Origin of the sequence: Streptacidiphilus sp. MAP5-3 (assembly GCF_041262505.1) — a bacterium.
GTDB lineage: Bacteria > Actinomycetota > Actinomycetes > Streptomycetales > Streptomycetaceae > Streptacidiphilus.
In genome coordinates this window covers 276,243-303,202 of the sequence record NZ_JBGCCL010000001.1, presented here as the reverse complement: position 1 = coordinate 303,202, position 26,960 = coordinate 276,243, and the positions used below count along the sequence as shown (strand labels likewise).

Annotated in this window: 23 protein-coding genes; 7 read left to right on the top strand and 16 right to left on the bottom strand. The window is 70.0% G+C overall.

Annotated features, from left to right (window positions below; genetic code table 11):
• Positions 1-125 precede the first annotated feature (125 nt).
• The gene (locus ABH928_RS01335) at positions 126-1,322 is read left to right on the top strand and encodes an NADP-dependent malic enzyme (protein ID WP_370060959.1); all 1,197 of its coding nucleotides are present in this window, start codon (positions 126-128) and stop codon (positions 1,320-1,322) included.
• 124 nt (positions 1,323-1,446) lie between these two features.
• Positions 1,447-2,409, top strand: coding sequence for a zinc-binding dehydrogenase (locus tag ABH928_RS01330; protein WP_370060957.1), 963 nt, complete (start codon positions 1,447-1,449; stop codon positions 2,407-2,409).
• 116 nt (positions 2,410-2,525) lie between these two features.
• Here ABH928_RS01330 and ABH928_RS01325 read toward each other — a convergent pair whose 3' ends face one another.
• The 12 genes from ABH928_RS01325 to ABH928_RS01270 all read right to left on the bottom strand — a co-directional run bounded on the left by ABH928_RS01325 (position 2,526) and on the right by ABH928_RS01270 (position 14,986).
• Complete coding sequence (locus ABH928_RS01325; RefSeq protein ID WP_370060955.1) at positions 2,526-3,542, bottom strand: helix-turn-helix transcriptional regulator; 1,017 nt, start codon at positions 3,540-3,542, stop codon at positions 2,526-2,528.
• Entirely contained in the window at positions 3,539-4,447 is a 909-nt protein-coding gene (locus ABH928_RS01320) for a DUF4097 domain-containing protein (RefSeq protein ID WP_370060953.1), read from the bottom strand. The genes ABH928_RS01325 and ABH928_RS01320 overlap by 4 nt, the downstream gene beginning before the upstream one ends.
• A gap of 179 nt (positions 4,448-4,626) precedes the next feature.
• Entirely contained in the window at positions 4,627-4,806 is a 180-nt protein-coding gene (locus tag ABH928_RS01315; protein ID WP_196192713.1) for a DUF6104 family protein, read from the bottom strand.
• 50 nt (positions 4,807-4,856) lie between these two features.
• Positions 4,857-5,264 carry a hypothetical protein gene (locus ABH928_RS01310; RefSeq protein WP_370060950.1) on the bottom strand — a complete coding sequence of 136 codons (408 nt, stop codon included), beginning with the start codon at positions 5,262-5,264 and terminating at the stop codon, positions 4,857-4,859.
• Positions 5,265-5,394: 130 nt separating this feature from the next.
• A complete protein-coding gene (locus tag ABH928_RS01305) occupies positions 5,395-5,991 on the bottom strand; it encodes a hypothetical protein (protein WP_370060948.1) in 597 nt (198 codons plus the stop codon).
• Entirely contained in the window at positions 5,967-6,665 is a 699-nt protein-coding gene (locus tag ABH928_RS01300) for a WXG100 family type VII secretion target (protein ID WP_370060946.1), read from the bottom strand. Before ABH928_RS01300 ends, ABH928_RS01305 begins: the two co-directional genes overlap by 25 nt.
• Positions 6,662-6,961, bottom strand: a complete 300-nt coding sequence (locus ABH928_RS01295) for a DUF6317 family protein (RefSeq protein WP_370060944.1) — start codon at positions 6,959-6,961, stop codon at positions 6,662-6,664. The genes ABH928_RS01300 and ABH928_RS01295 overlap by 4 nt, the downstream gene beginning before the upstream one ends.
• Positions 6,954-7,892 (bottom strand): SAV_915 family protein, encoded by a 939-nt coding sequence (locus tag ABH928_RS01290; RefSeq protein ID WP_370060942.1) that lies wholly within the window; start codon positions 7,890-7,892, stop codon positions 6,954-6,956. Before ABH928_RS01290 ends, ABH928_RS01295 begins: the two co-directional genes overlap by 8 nt.
• A 141-nt stretch (positions 7,893-8,033) precedes the next feature.
• Positions 8,034-11,888 (bottom strand): multifunctional oxoglutarate decarboxylase/oxoglutarate dehydrogenase thiamine pyrophosphate-binding subunit/dihydrolipoyllysine-residue succinyltransferase subunit, encoded by a 3,855-nt coding sequence (locus ABH928_RS01285; RefSeq protein WP_370060939.1) that lies wholly within the window; start codon positions 11,886-11,888, stop codon positions 8,034-8,036.
• 223 nt (positions 11,889-12,111) lie between these two features.
• Positions 12,112-13,332 carry a sensor histidine kinase gene (locus tag ABH928_RS01280; protein ID WP_370060937.1) on the bottom strand — a complete coding sequence of 407 codons (1,221 nt, stop codon included), beginning with the start codon at positions 13,330-13,332 and terminating at the stop codon, positions 12,112-12,114.
• Complete coding sequence (locus ABH928_RS01275; RefSeq protein ID WP_196192708.1) at positions 13,329-14,057, bottom strand: response regulator transcription factor; 729 nt, start codon at positions 14,055-14,057, stop codon at positions 13,329-13,331. Before ABH928_RS01275 ends, ABH928_RS01280 begins: the two co-directional genes overlap by 4 nt.
• 209 nt (positions 14,058-14,266) lie before the next feature.
• Positions 14,267-14,986, bottom strand: coding sequence for a spermidine synthase (locus ABH928_RS01270; RefSeq protein ID WP_370060934.1), 720 nt, complete (start codon positions 14,984-14,986; stop codon positions 14,267-14,269).
• 116 nt (positions 14,987-15,102) lie between these two features.
• On the opposite strand from ABH928_RS01270, the gene lon reads away from it, so the two are divergent.
• Together lon and ABH928_RS01260 are read left to right on the top strand one after the other, a co-directional pair.
• Positions 15,103-17,556, top strand: coding sequence for an endopeptidase La (gene lon, locus ABH928_RS01265; protein WP_370060932.1), 2,454 nt, complete (start codon positions 15,103-15,105; stop codon positions 17,554-17,556).
• Between the two features lie 288 nt (positions 17,557-17,844).
• Positions 17,845-19,284: an FtsW/RodA/SpoVE family cell cycle protein gene (locus tag ABH928_RS01260; RefSeq protein ID WP_370060930.1), complete on the top strand. Its 1,440-nt coding sequence runs from the start codon at positions 17,845-17,847 to the stop codon at positions 19,282-19,284.
• A gap of 25 nt (positions 19,285-19,309) precedes the next feature.
• Here the strand turns inward: ABH928_RS01260 and ABH928_RS01255 are convergent, their stop codons facing one another.
• Both ABH928_RS01255 and ABH928_RS01250 read right to left on the bottom strand, forming a co-directional pair.
• Positions 19,310-20,518: a YncE family protein gene (locus ABH928_RS01255; RefSeq protein WP_370060928.1), complete on the bottom strand. Its 1,209-nt coding sequence runs from the start codon at positions 20,516-20,518 to the stop codon at positions 19,310-19,312.
• A gap of 5 nt (positions 20,519-20,523) precedes the next feature.
• Positions 20,524-21,312, bottom strand: a complete 789-nt coding sequence (locus ABH928_RS01250; protein ID WP_370060926.1) for a polysaccharide deacetylase family protein — start codon at positions 21,310-21,312, stop codon at positions 20,524-20,526.
• 63 nt (positions 21,313-21,375) lie between these two features.
• Between ABH928_RS01250 and ABH928_RS01245 the strand changes: the two genes are divergently transcribed.
• Both ABH928_RS01245 and ABH928_RS01240 read left to right on the top strand, forming a co-directional pair.
• Entirely contained in the window at positions 21,376-22,182 is an 807-nt protein-coding gene (locus tag ABH928_RS01245) for an enoyl-CoA hydratase/isomerase family protein (RefSeq protein ID WP_370060924.1), read from the top strand.
• Between the two features lie 130 nt (positions 22,183-22,312).
• A complete protein-coding gene (locus ABH928_RS01240) occupies positions 22,313-23,455 on the top strand; it encodes a DUF3533 domain-containing protein (protein ID WP_370060922.1) in 1,143 nt (380 codons plus the stop codon).
• Between the two features lie 124 nt (positions 23,456-23,579).
• On the opposite strand, the gene ABH928_RS01235 is transcribed toward ABH928_RS01240, so the two are convergent.
• On the bottom strand, positions 23,580-23,801 hold the full coding sequence (locus tag ABH928_RS01235; protein WP_370060920.1) for a hypothetical protein: 222 nt from the start codon (positions 23,799-23,801) through the stop codon (positions 23,580-23,582).
• 31 nt (positions 23,802-23,832) lie between these two features.
• The gene (locus tag ABH928_RS01230) at positions 23,833-25,005 is read right to left on the bottom strand and encodes an anion permease (RefSeq protein ID WP_370060918.1); all 1,173 of its coding nucleotides are present in this window, start codon (positions 25,003-25,005) and stop codon (positions 23,833-23,835) included.
• Between the two features lie 411 nt (positions 25,006-25,416).
• Between ABH928_RS01230 and ABH928_RS01225 the strand changes: the two genes are divergently transcribed.
• Positions 25,417-26,832 carry an NlpC/P60 family protein gene (locus tag ABH928_RS01225; protein ID WP_370060916.1) on the top strand — a complete coding sequence of 472 codons (1,416 nt, stop codon included), beginning with the start codon at positions 25,417-25,419 and terminating at the stop codon, positions 26,830-26,832.
• The last annotated feature ends 128 nt before the right edge of the window (positions 26,833-26,960 follow it).

The window sequence follows — 26,960 nt, the reverse complement described above, 5'->3', positions numbered from 1 at the left end:
GGGGACGAAAAGACGAAGCTGTGGCGCCGGCGCCGCGACTAGTGTCGAGATCGGCACCGAACCGGACGCATCAGACGCATCACCAGACATACCAACCCTCACAGAACGACGACGAAGAGGTCCTCGTGGCAGCCGAGATCATCAGTCCCCGTCCCCTCGACGAGAAGGATCCGATCGATCCCGCCTTCGCCCTGCACCGCGGCGGCAAGATGGAGATCAGCGCGACCGTTCCGGTGCGTGACGCGGACGACCTTTCCCTGGCCTACACCCCGGGCGTCGCCCGGGTCTGCACGGCCATCGCCGAGCAGCCCGAGCTGGTCCACGACTACACCTGGACCTCCAACGTGGTCGCGGTCGTCACCGACGGCACCGCCGTGCTCGGCCTCGGTGACATCGGCCCGCAGGCCTCCCTCCCGGTCATGGAGGGCAAGGCGATCCTGTTCAAGCAGTTCGGCGGCGTCGACGCGGTGCCGATCGCGCTGGACACCAAGGACGTCGACGAGATCGTCGAGACCGTGGTCCGGCTCGCGCCGTCCTTCGGTGGGGTGAACCTGGAGGACATCTCCGCGCCGCGCTGCTTCGAGATCGAGCGCCGCCTGCAGGAGGCCCTCGACATCCCGATCTTCCACGACGACCAGCACGGCACCGCCGTGGTCACCCTGGCCGCGCTGCGGAATGCCGCCAAGCTGACCGGTCGCACCCTGGCCGACCTGCGCGCCGTCATCTCCGGTGCGGGCGCGGCGGGCATCGCCATCGCCAAGATCCTGGTCGGCGCGGGCATCGGCGACGTCTCCCTGTGCGACCGCAAGGGCGTGGTCCACGTCGGCCGCACCGACCTGACCGACGTCAAGCGTGAGATCGCCGAGCTCACCAACCGCGGTGGCCTGACCGGTTCGATGGCCGACGTGCTGGCCGGCGCCGACGTCTTCATCGGCGTCTCCGGCGGCACCGTGCCGGAGGACGTCGTGGCGACCATGGCCAAGGACTGCATGATCTTCGCCATGGCCAACCCGAACCCCGAGGTGCACCCGGACGTCGCGCACAAGTACGCGGCGGTCGTGGCCACCGGGCGCTCGGACTTCCCGAACCAGATCAACAACGTGCTGGCCTTCCCCGGCATCTTCGCCGGCGCATTCCAGGTGCGCGCCTCGCGCATCACGGAGGGCATGAAGATCGCTGCGGCCACCGCGCTGTCCGAGCTGGTCGGTGACGAGCTGTCCGCCGCCATGGTCATCCCGAGCCCGTTCGACCCGCGGGTCGCCCCGGCCGTCTCCAAGGCGGTCGCCGAGGCCGCCCGCGCCGAGGGCGTCGCCCGCGCCTGACGCTGTGCGCCAGGGTCAGATGGGCCCTGGCGTTCTAGCACGCACACCCCGCGACCGTCGCGGAGCCGTAGATCACATCGTGGCGCGGTTCCGCGACGGTCGCGCGCGGTTCTAGGGTCATGGCATGTTCGCCGCCTATGCCGCCCGTATCGCACCGGACGACCCGCTGAGCGGTCTCGAGCTCGGGGAGCGCCCCGAGCCCGAGGCGAGGCCCGGCTGGAGCATCGTCACCGTCAAGGCCGCTTCCCTCAACCACCACGATCTGTGGTCGCTGCGCGGGGTCGGGCTCCCCGCCGAGAAGCTGCCGATGATCCTCGGCTGTGACGCCGCGGGCGTCGACGAGGACGGCAACGAGGTCGTCCTGCACTCCGTCATCGGCCAGACCGGTCACGGCGTCGGGCCCAAGGAGCCGCGGTCCATCCTGACCGAGCACTACCAGGGCAGCTTCGCCGAGAAGGTCGCCGTTCCGACCTGGAACCTGTTGCCCAAACCCGCCGAGCTCTCCTTCGCGGAGGCGGCCTGCCTGCCGACGGCGTGGCTGACGGCGTATCGGATGCTCTTCACCAACGCGGGCGTGAAGCCCGGCGACACCGTCCTGATCCAGGGCGCGGGCGGCGGCGTGGCCACGGCGCTCATCGTGCTGGGCAAGGCCGCAGGTCTGCGGGTCTGGGTGACCAGCCGCGACGAGGCCAAGGGCGCCCGTGCGGTCGAACTGGGCGCCGACGCCTGGTTCCCCAGCGGGGCCCGGCTGCCCGAACGCGTCGATGCCGTCATGGAGACCGTCGGCGCGGCGACCTGGTCGCACTCGATCAAGTCGCTCCGGCCCGGCGGGACGCTGGTCATCTCCGGTGCCACCAGCGGACCCAACCCGCCTGCGGCGGAGCTGACCCGGATCTTCTTCCTGGAGCTCAAGGTGGTCGGCTCGACCATGGGGACCAAGGAGGAGCTGGCCGGCCTGCTCAACTTCTGCCGGACGGCGGGGGTGCGCCCGGTCGTCGACTCGGTGCTGCCGCTCTCCGAGGCACGCGAGGGCTTCGCGCGGATGGCGAAGGGCGACCTCTTCGGAAAGATCGTCCTGGAGCCGTAGGACGGCTGTGGCGGGGTGCGGCGCGGTGACGCTCGCGTCGCGATGCGGTGGGACCGATCGGCCAGGGCCCCACGTCCCTGGCCGATCGGCCTTAACCCCCGGGCTGGTCTTAGGAGTTACCGCCGACGCAGTCGTGCTGCGGCGTCCGCCAGGGCGGACCGGGCGCGCTGCAGGCTGTCCGCGGTGACGCCCGCGTCGCGCGCGTGGTCGCGTACCTCGTCGCGGAACCGGTCGAGCAGGCCGCTCAGTTCGCGCAGCGGCTCGCCCGCCGGGTCGACGCTCGCCCACCCGGGCAGGTCCGCCGGCTGCTCGTCGGCCTGGTCGGCCTTGCCGAAGTCGACCGGCTCGTCCGGGCCTGGCTTCCGGTCCTCGGGAGCGCCGGGAGCGCTGTGCGACGCGCCGGTCTGGGCGCCCGGGGGAGTCCAACGGCTCGGATCCGCCAGGCCGCTCAAGGTGCGGGTCAACTCGGACAGGCCCTCGGACAGGCCGGTGGGCCAGTCACCGCTCTTGATGTGGGTGCGGATCTGATCGCCGATCCGGCTCGCCTCGCGACGGGCCTGCTCGCGCACCGCGCGGGCCTGCTCCCTGGCCTCGCGGGCCTCCTCACGGGCGGACCGGGCCTGCTCCTTGGCCTCCCGCGTCTGCTCCTTGGCCTGCTCCTTGGCGACGCGCCACTCATCCTTGGCACGCTGCCAGGACTCGCGGTCGGCACGCCAGGTCTCGTCCCCGAAGCGCACCTGACGGCGCGACTCCCGGGCGGCGGTCCGCATCTCCTCGCGCAGATTCTGCGCGGAGTCGCGGACGTCCTCACGGATCTGGTCGGCAAGCTGTGAGACCGAGTCGTGGATCTCGGCCTCGAGCTCGGCCAACTCGGCCGCGCGGGAGGTGAGTTCGGCGCGACCGGCCTCGGTGATCCGGTAGACCTTGCGGCCGCCCTCGACCGAGTGCTCGACCAGGCCCTCCTGCTCCAGCTTGGCCAGCCGGGGGTAGACCGTTCCGGCGGAGGGCGCGTAGAGGCCGTGGAAGCGCTCCTCCAACAGGCGTATCACCTCGTAGCCGTGGCGCGGGGCCTCGTCCAACAGCTTGAGCAGGTACAGACGCAGGCGTCCGTGAGCGAAGACAGGGCGGCTCATGCCTCGTCAGCCCCCTTCTGGAAGTCGATCGCGAGCGGGGAGTCGGGAGTGGCGTCCTGGGGGGTGTCCTGCACGGAGTCGTCCTCGTCGGTGGGGCGACGCAGGACGGCGACGGACCCGGAAACCGTGGTGATCTTCACACGGCTGGTGCCCTTGCCCAGCGTTCCGGTGATGCGCTTGGCCCCCCACATGCCACCGACCTGCAACTGGTCGAAGGAGGAGGAGATGTCGCCGCTCGTCGTGTCGGCCCTGACCTCGGCGTCCGCCGGAGCGGGGATGCGTACGGCCACCTCGCCGGAGACATTGGTCAGCTCCACGTCGGCGGCCGTCGGACGGTCGAGGTCGACCGTCATCGCGCCGCTGACGGAGTTGGCCTTCAGCGCGCCGCTGGTACCGGCGAAGACGGTGAGCGCGCCGGACACGGTATTGATCTTAAGCCCGCCGGAGGTGCCGTGCGCCTCCACCGCACCCGAAACCGTGTTGGCGTCGACCGGGCCGCTCACCCGAACCAGCGTCAGATCGCCGCTGGCGGTGTTCGCGTGGACTCGTCCGGTCACCCCGGACACCACCGCGTCGGACGAGGCGGAGCCGAGCTCGACCGTGACGTCGGCCGGCACGACCAGGGAGACCACGACGCGGCGCTTCTGCCGCAGACCCTCGATCCAGCGGCCGAGGGCCTTCCACTGGAAGTCCTTCACCTTGAGGTCCTCGTAGGTGACCAGCAACTCGCCGTCCTCGAGGCTCACCAGCAGCGGCGGCCCCTCGATCTCGGTGACCTCGACCCGCGCGGGGCCCTCACCGGCGACCACGTTGACCGCGCCGGCGACCGTACGCACCCGCAGGCGTCGTACCGCCTCGTCGAAGACGAGTTTCTGGGGCTCGCTGATCGTCCAGTGCTCCGACATACCGGTCTCCCCGATGCGTGCGGCGTAGCCGCGGCTGCACCGCGCCGAACCGGGCGCGGCCTTCTGCTCTTCACGATATATCGCACTCGCCAGGAGTCAAGCTATATCGCGAATCTCAGGGTCGCGTCCGGGATCGTGTCGGGGTCGCCTCGGGGATGAGTCGGGTACCGCCTGAGCCGCTACTCGTCGTCCTCGTCGTCGAGCCGTGCCAGCCACGTCGCCAGCCGCTCCACCGGCACCTCGAACTCGGGGTTCAGGTCCACGAACTCCTGCAGCCGGTCGGCCAGCCAGTCGAAGCTGACCTCCTCCTCGCCCCGGCGGTTCTGCAGCTCCTCGATGCCACGGTCGGTGAAGTACACGGCTGTTGCTTTTCCTCTCACTGAAGTCCTCGCCCGAAGGGTACGACAGCTCAGGCGGGCTCACGGTGAAAGAGTCGGTCGTAGCGCTGCTGATCCGCCGCAAGGCGGGCGCGGGCACCGCGCTCGGCCGGCAGCTCCCGACCGAGCGTGGTGCCAGGGATCCACGAGAGCGCGAAGCCCAAGACGAACGGCCCGACAATCGGGAGCAGAGCGATCAGGACGATGGAGTTCATCATCAGCTTGACCGGCCAAGGGAGGCGGCGCCGGAGCTCGCTTCGGTGCTCGCGCCACTCTTCGGGGGTCAGCGTGGTCCGGTTGATCAGGATCGATTCCCGAACGCCGAAAGCGAAGCCCACGGCGATCAGAACTGTCATGCCGACGGAGAGGAGCACGCGAGTCCCCAGCGACAGGTGCTCGGTGCTCATCCCGTAGAAGATCGACCCGGCCAGCAATGCCATGAGAAAGACCATGAACCCGCGCACGAGGGTGAGCAGGACTCGCCGAGTCCAGTACGCCGGTCCCCGATCCACCCAGGTGGTACCGACAAACTGTACTGACAAGGGACTTGGTGCGTACTGCGCGTACTCGTCAGAAGAGGCCGGTGATTCCATGCCATGCTCCCGTCACATCGCCCCACATAGATTTTCCGGTTCCCTTGAGGACGTTCCAGCTCCCGTGAGCCAGCCCGCCTACGACCCCATGGTCGTGGATGTCCTCGCTCCAGTGCTCGTGTACCGCTTTGTCGATGCCGACGCCGACAGCGACTGCACCCGCGAGCTCCAAAGAAGTCGCGGTCACATAGGCTGCACCGGTCAGTTCTTCAGGGGCGGCTGCAACGAGCGCAACCCCAGCCACCACACCGCCCACGGCCGCACCCCCGTCCACCAGGATCGAGTGGGTCCATGACCAACCTTCGTCGTGGTCCTTTATTGCTTCGAATCCCGAGCCAGTCAGCGCCGCGGCAACGTCCAAATCCGGGATGTCCTTAAGGAAGTCCGGCGCGTACTTGAACTTGGACAGCAACTCGCTCAGGCCGTCGAGGTCACCGGTCTTGAAGTTGACGAGCTTCGAGAAGGCGTTCCGACTGTCCAGCGCCGCAGCCAGTTTGGTCTCGCTCGCCTTGAAGTCCGTGACAGCCGACTTGTAGTCCTTGAACGAGCTCAGGTCTGTGCGGACGCCTTGCATCTTCTTGCCGAGCGAGGAGCTTCGGTCTTGAGTGCTGCTTGGGCGGCGTCCCGAGACTTCTTGGCTTCAGCCAACTCCTCGTTCGCCTTGTCGGCCGCCACGCTCTTGCGGTCGTCTCTTGTGGCATACAGATCTCGGAGGAAGGCGGCGACCGTCATCTTGTCGCTCGTTTGCATCGGCTGGTCCGGGTCGATGTCCGCGTAGAACCCCTGCAGAGCCTCCGCCGCTTTGACCCGAGCGTTCTGCGCCTGCACCGTGATCGCGTCGTAGACCTGGGTGTACTCGTTGAGCGCGGGGTCGCTCGCGTTCGCCACCGTCGTCAGCGGTTCGCCGTGTGGGCCGACTTGGAGGCCCTTGCTCTTCGCGGTCTGCGCCGCGTTGTAAAGCGCGTCGTTGAGCGATGAGAGGGAGTCGCCCAGACTGCTCAGGGTCTTCCCAACCGAGCCGACCAGATCGGAGAAGCCGCCCGCTGTGATCGAGTCCGTTGTCCAGGCCTTCCGGAAGCTGGTGGCCGCGTCACCCTGCCAACCGGCCGAGCTCACCAGCGAGTCAACTCCGCTGTCGAGTGGGGCGACCACCGACTGAAGTGCCTCAACGGCGCCGGTCAGTGTGGCGCCCATGTGCTGGAGGCCGGTGAAGTCGCCACCGATCCAGTTGTCGCTTCCCGGGCTCATGAGTCCGGCATCAGATCTTCGAAGACCCCGTGCACGTCCACGTCGCGACGCTGATAGGAGTCGTGTGTGTAGCTGAGCTTGTCGCCGTGGTCGTCGATCTTGTCCGCCATCTTGGTGTGGAGTGAGTCGAGTGAGTCCATGATGGTTTGCAGCGCGTCGTTGAACCCTGGGTCGCCGCCGTCCACCAGAGGTGGGCTGACCTGGACCTTCAGGGAGCGGTAGTGGTCCGCTTGTGAGTGGTACGTCTTGGCCATGGCGGCCAAATCCGCCAACACGACCTGATAGCTGTTACCCACGACTGAACTCCTCCTCATAGGCCAGCACATCGTCCGCCATCCAACGGCGTGCGTCTGGCACTACCGGCGGGTCGAGGCGGACCGGAGGGGCTCCGAGGCGATCCATTAGGGTGATGAACCTTTCTGCGCGCACGGCAGCCCACGGCTGCGCAGTTCCCAGCCGTTCGATGAGGAGGTCCAAGGATGTGAAGGCGACGGGCACCGGGCCCTCGGGGCTGCCCAGCAGTTCGAAGACCATCTGATCGTCGCTGGGGTGCGTCGGAACGAAGAGCGGAGTGTTCGACGTCAGCCGTGCAAGGGGGACGGTCAGGTCCAGTACTTCACCGTCCGCGTTGAGCCGGTTCACCGCTCCGCCCGCAGTGGGCAGGGCCAGTGCCGTTTCGTCACCAGGGTGGATCGGTGAACGCAGCGCCACCGTGATCGCCGCCAGGGCGGCGGCCAGACGTGGGGCGTTGCGCTGGTAGACCGCCGGCTGCGGTGCGCCGGACAGATCCCAGGGGAGGAAGGCGTCGCCGAAAGCAGCGACGGCGATGGACAACCGTCCGTCCTGCGCTTCCGCACGGACGCGAGTCAGCAGCGGTTCGCGATGTGACTCACCGTCTGCGTCGACCCATGTGCCGACACAGTCAGTGAGGATGCTCACCCCGCGGTCCGAGGAGTCACCACCGGCGTTCTGTAGCTCTTCCGCGATGCGAGCCGCGTTTTCGGCCAGGGAACTCCCATGCACGGCAAACTCCGCGGAGACCGTACCGGCACGGACGGTCATGTGCGGCACAGCGACAGCGAGGTGCTCGCGGCCCAAGAGGAAGACCACCGTGAGGACCGCATCCACGCTGCTGCGCACGACGTCGCCAGTGGGCAGTTCCAGCTGCCACGTCCAGTACGCAGTAGGTCTTTCCCCGGCCATCCGGCCCCCCGGTGTCGTGTACATCTCACTTTAGCCGAAACGATGCTACCGGCTCGCGTCGGAAAGGTGGGTCGGGGGTGTGACCGGGCAAAAGCAAAGGACCCGGCACCCCAACTGGGGTACCGGGTCCCTTCAGCGCATCAGGTGGATGTCACCAGCGGCTGATCAGAGGGTGTACACCTCGTCGATCAGCTGCTGCTGCTCCTGCGCGTGGCGCTTGGCCGAGCCGACCGCCGGGGCGGAGGAGGCAGGGCGGGCGACGCGGCGGAGGCGCTGGCGGCTGGCGGAGGGGCCGACGACGACGTCGATGTGGTCCACCAGGTTCAGCGCGATGAACGGCCAGGCGCCCTGGTTGGAGGGCTCCTCCTGGGCCCAGACGTACTGGACGTCGGTGCCGTAGCGCTTGAGCTCCTCCTGGAGCTCGTTGACCGGGAGCGGGTAGAGCCGCTCGACGCGGACGATCGCCGTGTCGGTGATGCCGCGCTCGGTGCGGGCGGCGGCAAGGTCGTAGTAGAACTTGCCGGCCGTGATGACGACCTTGCGCACGTTCGCCGGGTCGACCGTCGAGTCGCCGATGACCGGGCGGAAGCCGCCCTGGGTGAACTCCTCTGCCTTGGACGCCGCGGCCTTCAGACGCAGCATCGACTTCGGGGTGAAGACGATCAGCGGCTTGTGGTGCGGGTTGTGCGTCTGCCAGCGCAGCAGGTGGAAGTAGTTCGACGGCAGCGTCGGCATGGCGACCGTCATGTTGTTCTCCGCGCACAGCTGCAGGAAGCGCTCCGGGCGGGCGGACGAGTGGTCCGGGCCCTGGCCCTCGTAGCCGTGCGGGAGGAGCAGCGTGACGCCGGAGTTCTGGCCCCACTTGGTCTCGGACGAGGCGATGTACTCGTCGATGACGGTGGACGCGCCGTTGACGAAGTCGCCGAACTGCGCCTCCCACATCACCAGCGCGTCCGGGCGGGCCAGCGAGTAGCCGTACTCGAAGCCCATCGCCGCGTACTCGGAGAGCAGCGAGTCGTAGACGGTGTAGCGGGCCTGGTCCTGCGTCAGGTAGAGCAGCGGGGTGTAGTCCTCGCCGGTCTTGTTGTCGATCAGCACCGCGTGGCGCTGGCCGAAGGTGCCACGACGGCTGTCCTGGCCGGCCAGGCGAACCGGGTGGCCCTCCATCAGCAGCGAGCCGATGGCGAGGGTCTCGCCCATGGCCCAGTCGATGGTGCCGTCCTCGATCATCGCCGCGCGGCGCTGCAGCTGCGGCAGCAGACGCGGGTGGACCGTCAGCCACTCGGGCAGCGCGACCTGGGACTCGGCGATGCGCTTGACCATCTCCTGGGAGATGCCGGTGCCGACCGAGACCGGGAAGGTCGCCTGCGGACGCTCGGAGACCGGCTGGGCCGGCGTGCCGGAGGCCTCACGGACCTCGGCGAAGACCTTCTCCAGCTGGTCCTGGTAGTCCTTGAGCGCCTGCTCGGCCTCTTCCAGCGTGATGTCGCCGCGACCGATCAGACCCTCGGTGTAGAGCTTGCGCACCGAGCGCTTCTTGTCGATCAGGTCGTACATCAGCGGCTGGGTGAACGACGGGTTGTCGGCCTCGTTGTGACCGCGGCGGCGGTAGCAGATGAGGTCGATCACGACGTCCTTGTGGAACGCCTGGCGGAACTCGAAGGCGAGCCGCGCTACGCGGACCACGGCCTCCGGGTCGTCGCCGTTGACGTGGAAGATCGGGGCCTCGATCATGCGGGCCACGTCGGTGCAGTACATCGACGAGCGCGAGGCGGCCGGGGCGGCGGTGAAGCCGACCTGGTTGTTGATCACCACGTGCACGGTGCCGCCGGTGCGGTAGCCGCGCAGCTGCGACATGTTCAGCGTCTCGGCCACGACACCCTGGCCCGCGAAGGCCGCGTCGCCGTGGATCTGGATCGGCAGGACGTCGAACGAGTCGCCGGCCTTGTCGAGGATGTCCTGCTTGGCGCGGGCGATGCCCTCGACGATCGGGTCGACCGCCTCCAGGTGGGACGGGTTGGCCGCGAGGGAGACCTTGAGGGTCTCGCCGTCCAGGCCGGTGAACGTGCCGTCCGAGCCGAGGTGGTACTTCACGTCGCCGGAGCCGTGCATCGACTTCGGGTCGAGGTTGCCCTCGAACTCGCGGAAGATCTGCGCGTAGGACTTGCCGACGATGTTGGCCAGCACGTTCAGACGGCCGCGGTGGGCCATGCCGATGACGGCCTCGACCAGGCGGGCCTCGGCGGCCGAGTCCAGCACCGCGTCCAGCAGCGGGATGACGGACTCGCCGCCCTCCAGCGAGAAGCGCTTCTGGCCGACGTACTTGGTCTGCAGGAAGGTCTCGAACGCCTCGGCGGCGTTGAGGCGGCGCAGGATGCGCAGCTGCTCCTCGCGCTCCGGACGGTCGGTGCCGCGCTCGACGCGGGCCTGGATCCAGCGGCGCTGCTTCGGGTCCTGGATGTGCATGTACTCGATGCCGACGGTACGGCAGTACGAGTCGCGCAGCACGCCGAGGATGTCGCGCAGCTTCATCATGGTGTGGCCGGCGAAGCCGCCCACCGCGAACTCGCGCTCCAGGTCCCACAGCGTCAGGTCGTGCGCCTGGACGTCGAGGTCCGGGTGCTTGCGCTGCTTGTACTCGAGCGGGTCGGTGTCGGCCATCAGGTGACCGCGGACGCGGAAGGAGTGGATCAGCTCCATCACGCGGGCGGTCTTGTTGACCTCGTTGTCGTGGGTGCGGGCCACGTCGGTCGCCCAGCGGACCGGCTCGTAGGGGATCCGCAGCGACTCGAAGATCTTGTCGTAGAAGCCGTCCTGGCCGAGCAGCAGCTGGTGGATCGTGCGCAGGAACTCGCCGGACTGGGCGCCCTGGATGACCCGGTGGTCGTAGGTGGACGTCAGCGTCATCACCTTGGAGATGCCCATGCCCGCCAGCGTCTCCTCGGAGGCGCCCTGGAACTCGGCCGGGTACTCCATCGAACCGACGCCCAGGATGGTGCCCTGACCGGGCATCAGGCGCGGGACGGAGTGGACGGTGCCGATGCCGCCGGGGTTGGTCAGCGAGCAGGTGACGCCGGAGAAGTCGTCGACCGTGAGCTTGTTCTGGCGGGCGCGGCGGACGATGTCCTCGTAGGCCTGCCAGAAGCCGAAGAAGTCGAGGGTCTCGGCCTTCTTGATCGCGGCCACCACGAGCTGGCGGTCACCGTTCGGCTTGGTCAGGTCGATCGCCAGGCCGAGGTTGACGTGCTCGGGCTTGACCAGGAAGGGCTTGCCGTCCTTCTCCTGGAAGCCGTGGTTCATCGCCGGCATCGCCTTGATGGCCTGGACCATGGCGTAGCCGATGAGGTGGGTGAAGCTGACCTTGCCGCCGCGGGCGCGCTTCAGGTGGTTGTTGATGACGATGCGGTTGTCGATCAGCAGCTTCGCGGGGACGGCGCGGACGCTGGTCGCGGTCGGCATCGAGAGCGAGGCGTCCATGTTCGCCACGATCCGGGCGCTCGGGCCCTTCAGCGCGACGAGCTCGGGTCCTGACGGTGCCTCGGCGGGGGCGGTCACGTTGGTGCTGTCCTTAGCGGTTTCGGCCGGGGTGGCCGGAGTGGCGGGCACGCGCTGGGTGGGCGCGGCAGGGGTCGCAGGGAGCTGGGTCAGCGGCTCTGCAACGGAGGGGGCGGCGGGAGCCGCGGCGACCGGCTGCGCGGGAGCAGCGGCCGGAGCCGGAGTGGCTACGGGCGCGGGAGCAACAGCCGGAGCCGGAGCCGGGGCGGGTACCGCAGCGGCAGCCGGGACCGGGGGCGTCGTGGGCGTCCCGGTCGCGGCGACGGCGGTGGCACCCGCCTTCTTGGCGTGGCTGGTCTTGTAGTCGGCGAAGAAATCCCACCAGGCCCGGTCGACCGAGTTCGGATCCTGGAGGTACTGCTGGTAGATCTCGTCCACGAGCCACTCGTTCGGACCGAACGCGGCGCCGGGGCCGGGCTCGGCCGAGGTGGCAGGTGAGCTGGTGTGTGGGGACTGTGGAGACACGGCGGCAACCGCCCTCTTCCGCTTCCGTGTGGATGGTGGACAGCGGGTAGTAAGGCTACGCCTCCGCCGCACGTCCGCGCAGGTCCCGCACGGCAAGCGTCGCCCAGATCACAGTCCGGCCGCAAACAATGGCCGAAACGAGAGGTTAGAAGTCGGGCGCGGTTGGGGAGAACGAGAGGCTGTTCGTGCGGTCGAAACCCGGCGAATCGGGCATACTTTCGGCTCACGGGTGCATGTGCGGGAGGATCGCCGGTTCCCAGGGATCGCGCAGGTCGCGCCCCTCGCGCGGCTCGCGGCGCGGGCCGGGGAGCTCGACGCGGATCAGACAGCCCTTCGGTGAGTCGGCGACGGCGATGGCGCCGCGGTGCAGTTCGACCGCCCAGCGGGCGATGGCCAGACCGAGACCGGTGCCGCCGTCCGCGCCGGGCCCCTGCGCGGTGGCCGAGCTGCCGCGGCCGAAGCGCTCGAAGACCCGGGTCCGGTCCTCGGGGGCGATGCCGGGGCCCTCGTCCGCGACGTCGACGACCAGGCCGCCGGAACCGGCCGAGCGGGCCCGTACGGTGACCGTGCCGTCCTGTGGGCTGTGCCGGCAGGCGTTGTCGACCAGATTGGCGACGACCTGGTGCAGGCGCTCCGGGTCCGCGTGCGCGGTGAGCCCGTCGGCGACGTCCAGGCGCAGCGAGACGTCGGTGCGGCGTTTGCTCGCGCCGCCGGAGACGGAGCCGTCAACGGTCAGCCCGCGCAGCACCCCGGCCAGGAACGGCTCGACGTCGAAGCCGCGCAGCTCCAGCGCGTCCACCCCGTCGGCGAGCTTGGACAGGTCCAGCAGATGGGAGACCAGGCGGCCCAGCCGCTCGGTCTGCTCCAGCGCGGCGGCCATGGTGGCCGGTTTCGGCTCCACCACGCCGTCGACGACGTTCTCCAGCACGGCGCGCAGTGCGGCTATCGGGGTGCGCAGTTCGTGGGAGACGTTGGCGATCAGCTCGCGGCGCTGGCGGTCGGCCGCGTCCAGGTCGTCGGCCATGGTGTTGAAGGCGTGGGCGAGCTCGCCGACCTCGTCCAGGGAGCGGGTGTGCACCCGGCGGGTGTAGTCGCCGGCGGCCATCGCCCGCGCGGCGGCGGTCATCTCGCGCAGCCCGGCGGTCATGCCGTGGGCGAGCAGCTGGGTGATCAGCAGCGAGGCGATCACCGAGAAGATCATCACCACCCGGATCTGGGTGGAGGAGTTCAGCGCCAGCACCACCATCAGCGTGGAGATGCAGACCGAGGCCAGGACCAGCACGTTCAGCTTGGCCTTGACCGAGCGGAGCGGGTCGAACGGGCGCAGCCCGGCCCAGAAGCGCTCCGCGCGGCTGGCGTGCGCGTCCCGGCCTCCCGCCGCCTTCGGTGGCTGCGGGGGCTGGTGCGGGAGTTCGCGCCGACGTGCGGGAACACTCCTGCTCACGGTGCGGGGGACTCCAGCGCGTAGCCGACGCCGTGGACGGTGCGGATCCAGTTGGCGCCGATCTTCCGGCGCAGCGCCTTGACGTGGCTGTCGACGGTGCGGGTGCCGGACGCGTCGGTCCAGTCCCAGACCTCGGCCAGCAGCTGCTCCCGGGTGAGCACCGCGCGCGGCTGCTGGGCCAGGCAGGCCAGCAGGTCGAACTCGGTCGGGGTCAGGTGCACATCCTCGCCGGTGACCCGGACCCGACGCTGGACGTGGTCGATCTCCAGTTCGCCGAGGCGCAGCGTGCCGCCCATCGGCGTCCGCGCGGCCAGCTGGGCGCGCTCGATGCGGCGCAGCAGCACGTTGACGCGGGCCGCCAGCTCGCGCATGGAGAACGGCTTCGTCATGTAGTCGTCCGCACCGACGCCGAGGCCGACCAGCAGGTCCGTCTCGTCGTCACGTGCGGTGAGCATGAGCACCGGGACCGGGCGCTGCGCCTGGATCCGGCGGCAGACCTCCAGCCCGTCGAAGCCGGGCAGCATCACATCCAGCACGACCAGGTCGGGCTGCCAGGTCTGGAAGCAGTCGACCGCCGTCGGCCCGTCGTGGGAGACCGCGACGCGGAAGCCCTCGGCGCCGAGTCTGGCCGCGATCGACTCGGCGATCGTCGGCTCGTCCTCGACTACCAGCACTCGGCGCTGGTTACCCAGCCCGTTGTTGGTCTGCTGCTGTACATCCGTCACGGTCACGCCACCGCCCCCAGGGCCTCGCGTTCTCCGGCCCGAACTGAATCTCGGGCCGCCGGGTCGTCTTCGGTACGGTGCCCCACCCCCGACTCGCTCAGTCCGCCACTGCTCGCAGCGTACGGACCCTGGGCCCGCTGTGGCAGGCCGTCGTCGGATAAACCGACCCTTCGAGGGGTGGCACGGGCAAGGACCATACCGTGCGTTAACTAGACGCGCGAGGACAGGTACACGACATCAGGAACGCCTCGTTCCACCTGTACCGGGATTTCGATGACTTCGATTCGGGCAAATCGGGCGCGAAGACGTGCTTCGAAGGGGCGCGAATGTGCCGCGCTCCACACCGCGAGCACACCTTCATCAGCAAGTGTTTGCTCAAGGAGGTCCAGGCCGGCCTCGCTGTAGAGGGAGTCGTTGGATTCGGTGACGGTCCAGTCGGGACCGTTGTCGATGTCGAGGCAGAGCGCGTCGTACCGGTGCTCGGTGGTGCGCAGGTGGTCCAGCAGGTCGGCGTTGACGATCTCGATACGCGGATCGGTGTGACCTGTTCCGGCGAACGGCGCCAGCGGGGCGTCACCCTGCGTGTGCCAGTCGATGATCGCCCTCTCCCGCTCCACCACGGTGATCCGGCCCGGGCGCTTGTCCTGCGCGGCCTCGGCGAGCGAGAAGCCGACGCCCAGTCCGCCGATCAGCACGTGTGCCCCGCGTGGGGAATCCAGGGCGTCCAGGGCGGCGCTGATGAGGAGGCGCTCGGAGCGCCCGTCGGAGGTGTCCATCAGGAAGGTGCCGTTGGCGATGATCTCGAAATGCGCGCCGCGGCGGCGCAGGGCGACCTCGCCGAACGGGCCCTCGCGGCGGTCGAGCAGTTCCGGCGTTTCGTCGGCGCCGGCGTGCTCGGGGTGCGCGGCGTCGTGGTGATGCGTGGACATGGGTCCTATCGTGCCCGATACGCCTGATCGCTCAGAGCGAACATGCGCCGGGGAACAATAGTGGGGTCATGAACCTTTAGTGCAGGTAACTCAACTTGCATGACCGTGGAGAGATCATGGCTTCGACTTCAGGAACGCTCACCCTGCCGGTGCTGCCGCTCGACGACGATGCGGTCCTCCCTGGCATGGTCGTCCCGCTCGACCTGTCCGACCAGGATGTCCGTGCCGCCGTGGAGGCCGCGCAGGCGGCGGTCCGGGAGACCGGTGCGCACGCGCCGGGAATCCGTACGGTGGCGGGCGCCCGCAAGGCGCGGGTGCTGCTGGTGCCGCGCGTCGACGGCGCCTACGGCGCGATCGGCACGCTGGCGACGGTGGAGCAGGTCGGCCGCCTGGCCGACGGCGACCCGGCCGCGCTCGTCCGCGGTGTGCGCCGGGTCCGCATCGGCACGGGCACGACGGGCCCGGGCGCCGCCCTCTGGGTGGAGGCGGTGCCGGCCGACGAGACCGAGGTCCCGTCGCCGCTGCCGGGCGCGATCGCGGAGACCGTCAAGGAGTACAAGGCGCTGACCACGACGTGGTTGCAGAAGCGCGGCGCGTGGCAGGTCGTGGACCGGTTCGCGCAGATCGAGGGCGTCTCCGAGCTGGCCGACAACATCGGCTACGCGCCCTTCGTCACCACCGAGCAGAAGCTGCGCGTCCTGGAGGAGCTGGACCCGGTGGCCCGGCTCGGCTACGCGCTGCAGTTGCTCAAGGACCACCTCGCCGAGGCGGAGGTCCAGGAGACCATCAGCAAGGACGTCCAGGAGGGCATGGAGAGGCAGCAGAAGGAGTTCCTGCTCCGCCGCCAGCTGGAGGCCGTCCGCAAGGAGCTCTCCGACCTCAACGGCGAGCCGGACTCCGAGGAGGAGGACTACCGCGCCCGCGTGCAGGCCGCCGACCTGCCCGAGAAGGTCCGTGAGGCCGCGCTCAAGGAGGTCGAGAAGCTGGAGCGTTCCAGCGACGCCTCGCCCGAGGGCAGCTGGATCCGCACCTGGCTGGACACCGTCCTTGAGCTGCCCTGGAACGACCGCACCGAGGACGCCTACGACATCGCCGGAGCGCGTGCCGTGCTGGACGCGGACCACTTCGGCCTCGACGACGTCAAGGAGCGGATCGTCGAGTACCTGGCCGTGCGCAAGCGGCGCTCGGACCGTGGGCTCGGCCTGGTCGGCGGGCGTCGCGGGGGAGCGGTGCTGGCGCTGGTCGGCCCGCCCGGTGTGGGCAAGACCTCGCTGGGCGAGTCCGTGGCGCGGGCGATGGGACGCGAGTTCGTCCGGGTCGCGCTCGGCGGTGTCCGTGACGAGGCGGAGATCCGCGGCCACCGGCGTACCTACGTCGGCGCGCTGCCGGGCCGCATCGTGCGGGCGATCAAGGAGGCCGGGTCGATGAACCCGGTGGTGCTGCTGGACGAGATCGACAAGGTCGGCTCGGACTACCGGGGCGACCCGGCGGCGGCGCTGCTCGAGGTCCTGGACCCGGCGCAGAACCACACCTTCCGCGACCACTACCTGGAGGTCGAGCTCGACCTGTCGGACGTGGTCTTCCTGGCCACGGCCAACGTGCTGGAGGCGATCCCCGAGCCGCTGCTGGACCGGATGGAGCTGGTCCGGCTCGACGGCTACACCGAGGACGAGAAGGTCGTCATCGCCCGTGACCACCTGCTCCCGCGTCAGCTGGAGCGTGCCGGTCTGGGCGCTGACGAGGTCGTCCTTGCCGAGGACGCGCTGCGCAAGCTGGCCGCCGAGTACACCCGTGAGGCGGGCGTCCGCACGCTGGAGCGCGCGGTCGGGCGGATCCTGCGCAAGGTCGCGGCCCAGAACGAGCTCGGCGAGGCGGGCGCGGAACTGCCGCGCACCGTGGGCGAGGCGGACCTGCGCGGCCTGATCGGCCGTCCCCGGTTCACCCCGGAGCACGCACAGGAGCCGGAGGAGCGGCGCACGGCGGTGCCGGGCGTGGCGACGGGCCTGGCGGTCACCGGCGCGGGCGGCGACGTGCTCTTCGTCGAGGCGTCGCTGGCCGACCCGGAGACGGGCGGCACCGGACTGCAGCTCACCGGCCAGCTCGGCGAGGTGATGAAGGAGTCCGCGCAGATCGCGCTCTCGTTCCTGCGCTCGCGCGGAGCGGAGCTGGAACTGCCGGTCACCACGTTGCGTGAGCGCGGCGTCCACATCCACGTTCCTGCGGGCGCGGTCCCGAAGGACGGCCCGAGCGCGGGTGTGACGATGACCACGGCCCTGGCCTCCCTGCTGTCCGGGCGGAAGGTCCGACCGGATGTCGCGATGACCGGCGAGGTCTCGCTGACCGGGCGGGTGCTGCCGATCGGCGGCGTCAAGCAGAAGCTGCTGGCGGCGGACCGGGCCGGGATCACGACGGTCCTGATCCCCTCCCGCAACGAGGCGGACCTGGACGACGTCCCGGCGGAGGTCCTGGCGCGCCTCACCGTCCACGCGGTCGGTGACGTCCGTCAGGTGCTGGATCTGGCGCTGGAGCCTGCCGTGTCGCTGAGCAAGCCGGAGCCGCTGGCCGCCTGACGGCGGTGACGCGCTGTTGTTGCCGCAGGGAGTCGAACTACCAAGGGGCGCGGGGCCGCATATCAGCGGAGCCCCGCGCCCCTTGTGTGCTGCATGGTTCGCCACCGCGTCAAAGGTGAGGCCCTGGCAGACGTCGACTCCGTCACAGTGTTGCCCGCCAGAGAACCGGAACGGGCCCGTGCGCGTTCCCACCTCCGAACGAGACCTGCGACAATGCCACGGTTCTCCGAGCCAGGAGCGCGGAGCGCAGGAGTCGGAACGTCGCAGAGTGTTGGGTGGGTGCAGAAGATGGGCGCACGGAGCTCGCGGAGCGCAGCCGTGGCACCGGGAGCGAAACGCAAGCGGAACCTGGAGCTGATGCTGCTCCTCTTCGCGGTCGTCGTCTGTGCTTTCGCCGATGCCACCGCCGAGCTGGGGCTGAACGGCACCCTGCCCAGCGGCTTCGTGCTCCAGGTCGTGGGCCTGGGCGCCTTGGCGGTGCTGGCGCACGTCATGGTGCGGTTCTGGGCGCCCTACGCGGATCCGGTGATCCTGCCGATAGCCGTCGTGCTGACCGGGCTGGGCCTGGTCCTGATCCACCGGCTCGACGCGTCGTACATCAAGGTCTACAACTCCACGGCCATGGCGCCGAACCAGATCATGTGGACCGCGATCGCGATCATGGTCTTCGGCGCGGTGATCTACTTCGTGAAGCACCACCGGATGCTCGCGCGCTACACCTACCTGCTGATGGCGGTCTCGCTGATCGCGCTGGTCGCGCCCGCCTTCTTCGGCGCGGACACCTACGGCGCCCGACGCTGGGTCATCCTCGGCCCGATCCAGGTCCAGCCCGGTGAGTTCGCCAAGCTCACCATGATCGTCTTCTTCGCCAGCTACCTGATGGCCAACCGCGACGCGCTCGCGTTGGTCGGCCGCCGGTTCATGGGCATCGCACTGCCGCGCGGGCGCAACATGGGTCCGATCCTGGTCGTCTGGGCGGTCAGCCTGGTCGTCCTGGTCTTCGAATCGGACCTCGGTACCTCGCTGATCTTCTTCGGTGCATTCATCATCATGCTCTACGTGGCCACCGAGCGGACCGGATGGGTCGTCCTCGGTGCGCTGATGGCCGTGGGCGGCTCGGTCGCGGCGGGAACCCTGGTCTCGCACGTCAAGTACCGCATCACCAACTGGCTCGACCCCTTCGCCTACTACAACCCCTCCCCGCCGCAGGGCTCCTCGCCGCAGCTCGCGGAGTCGCTGTTCAGCCTGGGACACGGCGGACTGCTCGGCACCGGTCTGGGCAAGGGCGACTCCTGGCTGATCGGTTTCGCCGGCCGCAGCGACTGGATCCTGTCCACGATCGGCGAGGAACTCGGCACCGCCGGGATCATGGTCGTGCTGGTGCTCTACCTGCTCCTGGCGCAGCGCGGCATGCGCACCGCCGTCCGGCTGACCGACCCGTTCGGCAAGCTGCTCGCGGCCGGTCTGGCCTCGGCCCTGCTGCTGCAGGTCTTCGTCGTCACCGGTGGTGTCATCGGACTGATCCCGCAGACCGGTAAGGCGCTGCCGTTCCTCGCCCAGGGTGGTTCGTCGACCGTGGCGAACTGGATCATGGTCGCCCTGCTGATCAAGCTCAGCGACGCCTCCGGCCGGGCCGATCTCGAGCCGAAGCCGGCTCCGGACGAGACGCTGACCATCTCCGCAGAGGAGATCGCTGCCGCCCGCGCCGAGATGGAGCAGGCCGGCTGACCCGCGTCCGGTGTGCCCGGGGCCCTCAGCGGAAGATGCCAGTGTGGCCCAAGGAGTACCGGCCGGGCTGCGGGTAGACGCAGAGCCCGTGCGGACCTTCGCCGACGGGGATCTCCGCGAGGAGCTTCCCGTCGGTCGTCGACATCGCGTAGACGACGCCGTTGTAGCGGCCGGAGAGCCACAGCACCTTGCCGTCGGCCGAGACACCGCCCATGTCGGGGCTGCCGCCGCCGGGGATCCACCACTTGTGGAGCAGCTTGCCGGTGGCGAAGTCCAGCACCGAGACCGAGCCCTCGCCGCGGTTGGAGATGTACAGGGACTTCGAGTCCCGGCTGACATAGAGGCCGTGCGCACCGGCGCCGGTCTTCAGCAGCGTCGGCTTGGAGAAGGTGTCGCCGTTCATCTCCCAGACGCCGTTGGCGACCATGTCCGCGATGTACCAGACCTTGCCGTCCGGGGAGATCTTCACGTCCTGCGGCATCGAGCCCTGGAACGGGATCTTCTGCTCGGCAGTGATCGCCATCTTCTCCGTGTCGATCTTGAGCAGGTCGCCGGAGAACTCGCACGAGACGATGAAGTACCGGCCGTCCGGCGAGAAGTCCGCGTGGTTGACGCCGTCGCACTGGGACGGGACGGCCTTGACCACCTTCATGGTGTGCGCGTCGCGGAAGACCAGCTGGTGGTCGGCCGAGGCCATGACGATCGCGTACTTGCCGTCCGGGGTGAAGTAGAGGTTGTACGGGTCGTGCACGTCGAGCGTCCGGCCCGAGACCTTGCCCGTGGCCGGGTCGATCGGGGTGAGGGTGTTGCCGAGGTCGTTGTTGACCCAGAGCGTCTTCAGGTCCCAGGAGGGGACCACGTGCTGCGGCTCGTTGCCGACCTGGATGGTGTCGATCACCTTGTAGGTGGCGGGGTCGATCACGGTGACCGTGTCGGAGAGCGTGTTGGGCACGTAGATCCGGGACGGGAAGTCCTTGACCACCGGTGAGAGCTGGTTCGGCCGGTCGGCGGCGTAGAGGTCGGTGGGGGAGAGCAGCGGGGGCATGCCCGGGAGGGCGTTCGGGTCCCGGCTCTGTCCCGCGGCCGCGGCCTCGGCGGCCTCGCGCGCCGCAGCTCCGCCGAGCTTCTGCGCGGCGTCCTGCGTCGAGGCGCCGCCGGACGAGCAGGCGGTGGTGACCAGCAGCGCGGCGGCGCCCAGTGCGAAGGCGGTGGCAAGGCGGCGAGGGGTGCGCATCGGCATCAGCTCAGCAGCTCCGAGGTCGTGACCGCGCTCAGTCCGCGCTGGTGCAGGCCGGCAAGGATCGCGGGCAGGGCGGCGACGGTGCCGGTGTGCCCGAAGTGCATCGAGACGACGGACCCGGCCCGGGTCTTCTCCAGCACGGTCCGGGTCACCGCGGCGGCGCCGGGGTCCTGCCAGTCGAGCGAGTCCACCTCGTAGGAGAGGCAGTGGGTGTAGCCGACGCGACGCGCCTGGGCGGAGACGGACGCGGTGCAGTCCTGCGCCTGGGACGGCCGGAACCACGTCCCGATCGAGCCGGTCAGCTGCCGCAGCCGCTGGGCGCAACGGTCGATCTCGGCGTACGCCTGGTCGGGGGAGAGGGAGGAGATCGCCAGGTGGTTCTGGGTGTGGTTGCCGAGCTCGTGGCCGCCGTCCAGGATCCGCTTCGCCATCTCGGGGTACGCGTCCAGCCAGCTGCCGACGGCCATCACCGTGATCCGGGCATGCGCGCGCTCGGCCTCGGCGAGCACGCTGCGGGCGATCGCCGGATCGCCCTGGCCGTGGAAGGTGAGCGCCACCCGGTCGGTGGTCGTCGGCCCTGACTGGATCTCGAAGGGCAGGTCGGCGAGCGCCTGGGACGCCGTGGCGGCATGCGTCGCCGGCGCGCCGGACGCGCCCGGTGCGGTGGATGCGCGTGATCCGGTCGGGGACGGGCGGGCGTCCGTGCCGTTCGCGCAGGCGCTGAGCACGGTGCCGGCTGCGCCGAGCGCGGCGCCGCAGAGGAGGGCACGTCGATCCAGGGGGCTCACCGTCCCGACGATATGCAGAAGGTCACATATCCGCGCGGCGAGCATCTGACGGATGATCGAGGCGTGCTGACCGCCGAACGCAAGGACCTGCCGTACTCCGTCCCGGGCCTCCGGCTCGCCCTCGGGGAGGACGGCGTCGCCGTTCTGACGCTCGATCGGCCGGAGAAGAGGAACGCGCTCACCCGGACGATGTGGGCCGCGATCCCGGGGATGCTCGCCCGCCTGGCGGAGGAGCCGGGCGTCCGGGTGCTGCTGCTCGCGGGCGCGGGCGGGGCGTTCTCCGCCGGCGCGGACATCGCCGAGCTGGCCGACGTCTACGGCAGCCCGGACGCCGCGGACGCCTACCACGCCGTCAACGTCGCCGCCGAGACCGCGTTGGCCGAGTTCCCGCATCCGACGCTGGCCGTGATCGACGGCCCGTGCGTCGGCGGTGGCTGCCAGCTCGCCGTCGCCTGTGACCTGCGGTTCGCCGCGCGCGGCGCGCGCCTGGGCATCACTCCGGCGAAGCTCGGCATCGTCTATCCGGCGGTACCGACCGCCCGCCTGGCCCGGCTGCTCGGCCCGGCCCGTGCGAAATACCTGCTCTACTCCGCCGAACTGGTGACGGCGGACCAGGCGTTGACCTTCGGTCTGGTCGACGAGGTCGCGGACGACGCGGGGGCCCTGGCCGACCGCGCGCTCGCCTTCGCCCGGACCCTCGCCTCCCGCTCGGCGCAGACGCAGGGCGCGGTCAAGGCGGTCGTCGACGCGACCGTGGGCGGCGGCGACCCGCAGGTGGCCGTCGCCTCCTGGGAGCGCGCCTCCCGGACCACTCCGGACGTCCGGGAGGGCCTCGCCGCGTTCCTGGAGCGGCGCGCGCCCAGGTTCTGAGGTTGAGCGGGCAGGCAGGCTGACGGGGCGTCGGGTTCGTCGGCGTGGCTCCGGCGTGCTGAAAAGTGGGATATGTAGGTTGATGTCCGTTTCATGATCCAGTGCAGAGCAACGGACGAACGGACCCCACATGGCCAGTGGACTGAGCGCGAGCGGGCGAGCGGGGGCGACCGGACAGCGGGGCTTCCTCGGGGAGCTCAGGGACGCCGTCAACGGCCGGACGGCGATGCTGGTGGTGGCAGTGCTGCTGCTCCAGTTCGGCTTCATCGTGTCCTACATCGGCGCGCTGCATCACCCGTACCCGCACCGGGCCTCGATCGGCGTCGTCGCGCCGCCGCAGGTCAGCGCGCAGACGGTGGCCGGGCTCAACGCCCTGCCCAGGCAGGAGCTGGACGCGAGTCCGGTCGCCGACGAGCCGACGGCCGTCGACCGGATCAGGACGCAGAAGATCTACTCCGCGCTGGTCGTCAATCCGACCGGAACCCAGGACCGCCTGCTGGTCGCCAACGCCGCCGGTCCCGCGCTGGCGACCGCGGTCACCCAGGTCGTCACCGCCGCCGAGCAGCGGCAGGGCCGCACTGTCGCCGTGACCGACGTGGTTCCGCTGGCATCCGGGGACGCGGAGGGGCTGTCGGGCTTCTACCTCGCCATCGGCTGGTGCGTCGGCGGCTACCTGGTCGCCTCGCTGCTGGGCATCAGCGCGGGCACCCGGCCCGCGAATCCGCGACGCGCGGTCATCCGGTTGGGCTCGCTGCTGTTGTACTCCGTCGCAGCGGGTCTCGGCGGGGCGGTGATCGCGGGCCCGGTTCTCGGCGCGTTGCCGGGGAGCGTGGTCGCGCTCTGGGGCGTGGGCACGTTGGTGGTCTTCGGCGTCGGCGCGGTGACGATGGCGCTGCAGTGCTTCTTCGACGTCATCGGCATCGGGATCGCGGTGCTGCTCTTCGTCATCCTGGGCAACCCGAGCGCCGGCGGCGTCTTCCCGCCCCCGCTGCTGCCGTCCTTCTGGCGGGCCATCGGCCCCTGGCTCCCGAACGGCGCGGGCACGGCCCTGAACCGCGTCGTCGCGTACTTCCACGCCGGGACGATCCTCCGGCCCGTCCTGGTCCTCGTCGTCTGGAGCGTGGCCGGCGTCGCCGCGACGATGCTCGCCGCCTCCCTCCGCCCCCGGGGCGGTCGCCCCGGGCTGAGCGAATCGCACGGGAGCGAGCGCGCACAACAGGTGCGCGGGGAACTACGCGAGCAACCGCCAGGTGCGGACAGCCCTGTCCATTGAGGACCGTCCGCCCAGGGAGGCTTGTCGCGCTCACGCGGCGGAGCCGCACATCAGCAGCGCGCCGCGCCCCTGAATGGTGCGGCTACCGCGCCCTGCAGCTGTGCCCGCTCCGCAGGGCTGCTGCTCAGCCGCCGGCGATCAGGTACAGGCCGTAGCCCACCGCGCTCGCGCACAGCGCGAAGCTGAGGACCGCCGTGCCCAGCGACAGCGCCCCCGCTCCGCCGCCGGAGACCCGCTCCCGGCGGGCCAGTGCGCTGACGCCGACGCAGAACGCCCCGACCACCGCCACGGCGATCACGACACTGACCCCGAACGTGCTGCCCAGGGCAGCCCAGTTGATGTTCATCGTGCTGCTACTCCTTCGGCCGAAGCTCGACTCAGGCCGCGATCACGGGCGACGGGGAGGCGACTGCCGGCTGCCCGGCTGCCGTGCCGACGGTCAGCGGGTCCTCGGCGACGACGTTGGCCGCGCTGATCTGCTGGCCGCGGGAGGCCACGTAGATCCACGCCGCGATGCCCGCGCCGATCAGGCCGAGGGCGATCTGGCCCCACGCGCCCTGGTCGGCCAGCAGCACGCCCACGCCACCGACCAGACCCGCGGCCGGCAGCGTCAGGACCCACGCGTACGTCATCTTCCGCACGGTGTTCCAGTGGACCGCGCCGCCGACCTTGCCCTTGCCCGCGCCCATGATGCCGCCGGAGCAGACGTGGGTGGTGGACAGGCCGTAACCCATGTGCGAGGAGGTGAGGATGACCGTCGCCGCCGCCGTCTGCGCGGTGAAGCCCTGCGAGGCGTCGACCTCGGTGATGCCCTTGCCCATCGTGCGGATGATGCGCCAGCCGCCGATGTAGGTGCCGAGCCCCATGGTGATGCCCGCGGCCAGGATGACCCAGAGCGGCGGGTTGGAGCCGGGGGCCAGCGAGTGGGCGGTGATCAGGGTCAGGGTGATGACGCCCATCGTCTTCTGGCCGTCGCTGGTGCCGTGCGCGACCGAGACGAGCATGGCCGACGCGACCTGGCCGACCTTGAAGCCCTTGCGGGTGACCTCCTGGTCGCCCTTGGCGGTGAGGCGGTAGGACAACTTGGTCGCACCCCAGGCGGCGATGCCCGCCACGATCGGGGAGGCGACGGCCGGGATCAGGATCTTGGTGGCCACCACGTCGAAGTGCACGCCGTGCATGCCGACGGAGACGACCGTCGCGCCCAGCAGGCCACCGTAGAGGGCGTGCGAGGAGCTGGACGGGATGCCGCGCAGCCAGGTGACGAGGTTCCAGACGATCGCGCCGATCAGAGCGGCGAAGACCACCTGGGGCTGGATGCCCGCCTTCTCGTCGATGATGCCGCCGGAGATCGTCTTGGCGACCGCGACCGACAGGAAGGCACCGCAGAGGTTCAGCACCGCCGAGATGGCGACAGCGACCTTGGGTCGCAGCGCCCCGGTGGCGATCGAGGTGGCCATCGCGTTGGCCGTGTCGTGAAAACCGTTGGTGAAGTCGAAGGCGAGAGCCGTGATCACTACGGCGGTCACCAGGAACGAGATGTGTTCCATGCCCAAACAATCGTCTCAGCGGGGTGGTCGAGCGTGACCGTAGGGAGCCCGGATGAACGGAAGGTGAACTGACGGACTATCCAGAGTTGACGAGTGTGCCGAAGCATGACAAAACCACCCGTTGTTGATCTTCGTGTGTGAACTGGGTCCTTGCGCTGCCTGGCATTCGATCGTCCCAGGACAATTTCTGGCACCGCCGTATGAGGGATGTGTCACATTCACCTGGTGGCCGTCATCACGTGACAGGGCCAGGTGTGAGCGGCCTCAGAATCGTTGACGCCCCCTGCCGCGTGTCAGTGGGACATGGGAGGATCGCCGAGGTTGTCCGTAGGCGGGCGATCGGTCGGTCGTGGGGGCGGAGCCGCAGTGTGCGGCTGACGAAGGGGCGGGCTGGTGTTGGGTATCGGGGGCATGGAACGTCGTCCTTGGCTGCGCGGGGTGCTGCGTTGCGGGTTGATGCTCGCGGCCGCCTCACTCGCCGTCATTCCCGCCGCAGGCAGCGCGAGCGCCGCCGTGGCGCCCCACCCGGGCACGGCCGGAGGGATTTCGACGGTCCTGCCCGCCGGGACGGTCACGCTGACCCAGGCCGAGCAGGCACTGCTGCCGATCCTCGACCACCTGCGCGCGCTCTACCAGCAGATGGAGCAGGCCACCCAGCAGTACGACTCGCTCGGCGCACAGTTGCAGCAGGCGCAGGCCGGTGTGCAGAAGCTGGACGTCCAGCTGGCCGGCGCCCAGGCCCAGGTCGACGCGGGAACGGCGATCGCCGGTGAGATGGCCCAGCAGCAGTACGCCGCCGGTGGCTTCTCACAGCTGGCACAGCTGATCTTCGCCGACGACCCGCAGGCGGCCCTCCACGGCAAGGAACTGCTGGACGCGGCCTCCCAGTCGCAGGCGTCGCTGCTCAGGAAGCTCCACGCCGACGAGGAGGTCCTGGCCAAGGCGCAGACAGCGGCCGAGGCGGCCCGGCAGCGCGTGGCCCAACTCCTCGCCCAGCAGGGCAAGCAGAAGGACGGCATCACCAAGCAGCTGACCGGCGTCGAGCAGTTGGTCTCCGGCCTGACCGGCGCCCAGCGCCAGGAGCTCTCACTGCTGGAGCTGAAGGAGGCCGACGCCGCCCAGCTGGCGCTGCTGGCCTCCGGCGTCCTCGGCAACCAGGGCGCCAAGCCGTCGGCCGAGGGTGCGCAGGCCATCGCCTTCGCCTTCGAGCAGCTCGGCAAGCCCTACGTCTGGGGCGGCGACGGGCCCGACGTCTACGACTGCTCCGGTCTGACCTCGCAGGCCTGGCTGCACGCGGGGACGACCATGCCGCGCACCAGCGAGATGCAGTGGGCCGACCTCACCCATGTCCCGCTCGACGAGCTGCGCCCGGGCGACCTGATCGTCTACTTCCAGGACGCCAGCCACGTCGCGATGTACATCGGCGGCGGCATGGTCGTCGAGGCGCCGCATCCGGGTGCGTTCGTCGACATCGAACCGATGGCCGTCGACCCGATCCTCGGCGCGGTCCGGCCCGACCCGCAGAACCCGTCGATCGGCGGCACCTACACCCTGCCGTCCGCGCCGCCCGGATCGACCGGCCCGGTGCCGATCGGTCCGACCCTGCCCTCGAACACACCGAAGCCGACGCCGAAGCCCACGCCCAAGCCGACGCCCCGGCCCACGCCGAAGCCCAGCCCGTCGGGTTCGCCCACGGGTCTGCCGACCGGCATGCCGTCCGGGTGGCCGTCGGGTTCGCCCTCCACTTCGCCTTCGCCGTCGCCGAGCGGGAGCCCGTCGACGAGCCCGTCACCGTCGGTGACGGGCTCGCCCTCCGCGATCCTCTGAGGCACCCGCGTCGGGACGGCCCAGGGGCCTAGGCCCTGTCGTCAAACTCCCGCCGGGCCCGGCTTGCCTGGTACGCCCTTCTGCTGCGTTGTCGGATCGCCCAAGTACGGCCCAGTACGAGGGCGACC

Excerpts from the sequence above, each read along its gene's own strand:
- ABH928_RS01255 (WP_370060928.1), bottom strand. The coding sequence starts at position 20,518 with ATGCGCACCCCTCGCCGCCTTGCCACCGCCTTCGCACTGGGCGCCGCC.
- ABH928_RS01300 (WP_370060946.1), bottom strand. The coding sequence starts at position 6,665 with ATGAGCCCGGGAAGCGACAACTGGATCGGTGGCGACTTCACCGGCCTC.
- ABH928_RS01325 (WP_370060955.1), bottom strand. The coding sequence starts at position 3,542 with ATGAGCCGCCCTGTCTTCGCTCACGGACGCCTGCGTCTGTACCTGCTC.
- lon (WP_370060932.1), top strand. The coding sequence starts at position 15,103 with ATGGCTTCGACTTCAGGAACGCTCACCCTGCCGGTGCTGCCGCTCGAC.
- ABH928_RS01235 (WP_370060920.1), bottom strand. The coding sequence starts at position 23,801 with ATGAACATCAACTGGGCTGCCCTGGGCAGCACGTTCGGGGTCAGTGTC.
- ABH928_RS01305 (WP_370060948.1), bottom strand. The coding sequence starts at position 5,991 with ATGCAAGGCGTCCGCACAGACCTGAGCTCGTTCAAGGACTACAAGTCG.
- ABH928_RS01260 (WP_370060930.1), top strand. The coding sequence starts at position 17,845 with ATGGGCGCACGGAGCTCGCGGAGCGCAGCCGTGGCACCGGGAGCGAAA.
- ABH928_RS01225 (WP_370060916.1), top strand. The coding sequence starts at position 25,417 with ATGGAACGTCGTCCTTGGCTGCGCGGGGTGCTGCGTTGCGGGTTGATG.
- ABH928_RS01230 (WP_370060918.1), bottom strand. The coding sequence starts at position 25,005 with ATGGAACACATCTCGTTCCTGGTGACCGCCGTAGTGATCACGGCTCTC.
- ABH928_RS01240 (WP_370060922.1), top strand. The coding sequence starts at position 22,313 with ATGGCCAGTGGACTGAGCGCGAGCGGGCGAGCGGGGGCGACCGGACAG.
- ABH928_RS01310 (WP_370060950.1), bottom strand. The coding sequence starts at position 5,264 with ATGGCATTGCTGGCCGGGTCGATCTTCTACGGGATGAGCACCGAGCAC.
- ABH928_RS01320 (WP_370060953.1), bottom strand. The coding sequence starts at position 4,447 with ATGTCGGAGCACTGGACGATCAGCGAGCCCCAGAAACTCGTCTTCGAC.
- ABH928_RS01330 (WP_370060957.1), top strand. The coding sequence starts at position 1,447 with ATGTTCGCCGCCTATGCCGCCCGTATCGCACCGGACGACCCGCTGAGC.
- ABH928_RS01270 (WP_370060934.1), bottom strand. The coding sequence starts at position 14,986 with ATGTCCACGCATCACCACGACGCCGCGCACCCCGAGCACGCCGGCGCC.
- ABH928_RS01290 (WP_370060942.1), bottom strand. The coding sequence starts at position 7,892 with ATGTACACGACACCGGGGGGCCGGATGGCCGGGGAAAGACCTACTGCG.